Source organism: Methylophaga sp. UBA4204, from assembly GCF_002379485.1.
GTDB lineage: Bacteria > Pseudomonadota > Gammaproteobacteria > Nitrosococcales > Methylophagaceae > Methylophaga.
This window is the reverse complement of the sequence record NZ_DFTU01000075.1, coordinates 3,764-6,663: the sequence shown is the minus strand read 5'-3', so window position 1 is coordinate 6,663 and position 2,900 is coordinate 3,764. Positions and strand designations below refer to the sequence as shown.

General features: G+C 42.5%; 5 protein-coding genes. All 5 read left to right on the top strand.

The features are described from left to right. The first annotated feature begins 187 nt into the window (after window positions 1–187). The gene (locus B3182_RS10870; protein WP_292752742.1) at window positions 188–358 is read left to right on the top strand and encodes a cbb3-type cytochrome oxidase subunit 3; all 171 of its coding nucleotides are present in this window, start codon (window positions 188–190) and stop codon (window positions 356–358) included. Between the two features lie 100 nt (window positions 359–458). Beyond that, the gene (gene nirK, locus B3182_RS10865) at window positions 459–1,769 is read left to right on the top strand and encodes a copper-containing nitrite reductase (protein WP_292356761.1); all 1,311 of its coding nucleotides are present in this window, start codon (window positions 459–461) and stop codon (window positions 1,767–1,769) included. Window positions 1,770–1,838: 69 nt separating this feature from the next. Next, complete coding sequence (locus B3182_RS10860) at window positions 1,839–2,066, top strand: DUF2945 domain-containing protein (RefSeq protein WP_292356763.1); 228 nt, start codon at window positions 1,839–1,841, stop codon at window positions 2,064–2,066. Beyond that, on the top strand, window positions 2,066–2,623 hold the full coding sequence (locus B3182_RS10855; RefSeq protein WP_292356765.1) for a DUF488 family protein: 558 nt from the start codon (window positions 2,066–2,068) through the stop codon (window positions 2,621–2,623). Before B3182_RS10860 ends, B3182_RS10855 begins: the two co-directional genes overlap by 1 nt. Before the next feature lie 35 nt (window positions 2,624–2,658). Continuing rightward, a partial coding sequence (locus B3182_RS10850) for an NnrS family protein (RefSeq protein WP_292752740.1) occupies window positions 2,659–2,900 on the top strand: 242 nt, incomplete at its 3' end.

The following is a 2,900-nucleotide window of genomic DNA, read 5'->3' as shown; positions in this document are numbered from 1 at the left end:
ATGGGAGGATTTATATTCTTTTGCGGAGCGGTAGTGATGTTAATCAACGTACTGACGACTATTCATCTTGCTAATAAAAAAGCGTCAGAAGCAAAAGTGTCATTACAGCCAGGTTAATATGATGGATATTTTGTGGTTGTTTGCAAAGATTATCGTCGCATTTTTAATGTGACATTGGCTGGTTGTTGTGACGTCTTTTATTGGTCTGTGTTGCCTGCGGGTAATAGCGCTATGGGTATTTCACCCGGATAACAAAAAGCTATATGACTCACATGCCCATATTCCCTTAGAGGATTTGCTGGAAGGTGAAAAACATCAACCTTCAAAATCCAAATCATACTTTTCTATATTTTTATAAATGCGTATTACCGGGCTTATATTATTGTTTTTTGTTATATTCCTGATAAGTAATCTTTGGCTTTAATCGCGAAAGTCTACGTTTTCATCTAGGAACGATAATGAATCTTTACCGGCTTTCAAATATATTGGCCATTACGGTCGCTGCAGCATTATTACTGAGTTTAATGGTGATATTGGCCCTTGGTGGTTTTTCGCTTTTGGCTTATCTCAAAACCAGTTTGATCCAGATGTTTGGTTTTGTCATTGCCGCAACGGCTTCGCTATTTTTCTTTATGCGACTGATTCATCAAATGCACTCCCGTGCTTATGTCATTTCCATGCTGGTTTTTATCATAGGTATCGCCGCGTTTCTGTCCGTTTCAATTGGCAAAATGTATATGTTTCAGTATCCAATGTATGTTGAATCATATGGCCCGGGCAAAGGCCCTGGGCTTCCTCTTAACAATGTGCTGACATTCTTTCGGCATATCGGACAATTTGAGTGGATTGATGATATTGCCCATGATCCTAATAATGTGCCTGATCCGGTTTCTTCCCAGAATAGCGATTCAGAAAATGTCACCAAAATCACCTTGGAAACCAAAGAGATTCTTGCAGAACTGGCTCCGGGGATCACCTTTAATTACTGGACTTTTAACGGTACCGTTCCCGGACCGATGATTCGGGTGAAACAGGGTGATACCGTTGAACTAACACTACACAACCACGCGACCAGTTTGCATCAGCACAATATTGATCTGCATGCCGTTACCGGTCCAGGTGGTGGGGGCGAAGCCACTGTAGTTGAGCCGGGCGAAAGTAAAACCATACGTTTCAAAACACTTAATCCAGGTCTGTTTGTTTACCACTGCGCCGTACCAAATATGGCAGTACATATGACGCATGGTATGTATGGCCTCATTCTGGTTGAACCTGAAGCAGGTTTGCCTGAGGTAGATAAAGAGTTTTATCTGATGCAAGCTGAGCTTTACACCACAGGTGCGGTTGGTCGAAAAGGCTTGCAAGTTTTTGATGCAAAAAAAATGCTCGATTCTGAACCAGAATATGTGGTGTTTAACGGTCGAACCGGCGCTGTTATCGACAATATGCAGGTGAATGTCGGTGATACCGTCAGACTGTATATCGGTAATGGCGGAGTGGCGATGAACTCTTCATTTCATCTGGTCGGCGAGATCTTTGACACCGTGTATCCAGAAGCCTCGATGAATGGTGCGCAATTCAAGAATGTACAAACCACAAATATCCCGGCCGGTGGCGCCACTATTGTGGAATTTAATGTGGATTATCCTGGGCATTATGTGCTGGTTGATCATGCCTTGATGAGAACAGATAAAGGTGCCTGGGGCGTCATTGAGGCTATCGGAGAAAAAGATCCGAACATTTTTAAGAAATTAGAAACCAATCCTTAACAAAATTTTCAAGCTGAACCAGCATTGATCTGGTTTTCAGTTATCTAAAATTGATTTGGAGGAAGCTTTATGTCTCACAAGTTCAAGGTCGGGGACCATGTCACCTGGAATTCCGAAGCGGGTAAAGTTGGAGGCACGATCAGCAAAATTCACACACATGATTTTGATTACAAAGGTCACACACATCGCGCATCCAAAGATGACCCTCAATACGAAATCAAAAGCGATAAAACCGATCATATCGCCGCGCACAAAGAGTCAGCACTAACAAAAACAGCGAGCAAACAGAAGTCATAATGCTGCCGTTTTATACTGTCGGCCACTCGACTCGTACGGTGAATGAGTTTATCCAATTGTTAAGTCCAGCAGATATAATGCTTGTGGTAGATATTCGTTCATTTCCGCGTTCACGAACAAATCCTCAATATAACGAGGATGTTTTGCCACTCACTTTGGCCAAGCACCATATTAATTACCTCCATCTGACTGAACTTGGTGGACGTCGCAGCAAGATAAAAGCGATTTCAAATGAGGCGAATGGCTTTTGGAAAAATCGTAGTTTCCAAAATTATGCCGACTACGCGATGACGCCTGATTTTCAAGACGGTTTAGAAAAACTCATAAATTTAGGACGAAAAGAATGCTGCGCATTAATGTGCTCTGAGGCTGTATGGTGGCGATGTCATCGCAGAATAGTGGCTGATCATCTTATTGCACGCGGGGAGAGGGTATTTCATTTAATAAACACCGACAAAATCGAACCAGCAAGGTTGACTAAAGGTGCGATTGTGCAAGACGACAACTTAGTCACCTACCCCTATGAAGAGGTAAAAATCACTAAGAGTACGACGTGATTTTCGCACTCACTGTAACTCCAGGAAACTAAATTATGACGAAAGAAAGTCAATTATCTGACCAGGAAAAAGCCATCATTCCCTTATTTCGTCAGGCATTCAGACCGTTATTTTTGTTTGGCGCAAGCTTCAGTGTGATTGCCATGTTGTTGTGGGGCTTGGTTATTTCCGGGCAACTTAACATCGAGTTTGTTGGCAACCAGTTGTTCTGGCATAGCCATGAAATGATCTTCGGCTTTGTTGCTGCAATTGTCATTGGATTTTTGTTAACCGCAGT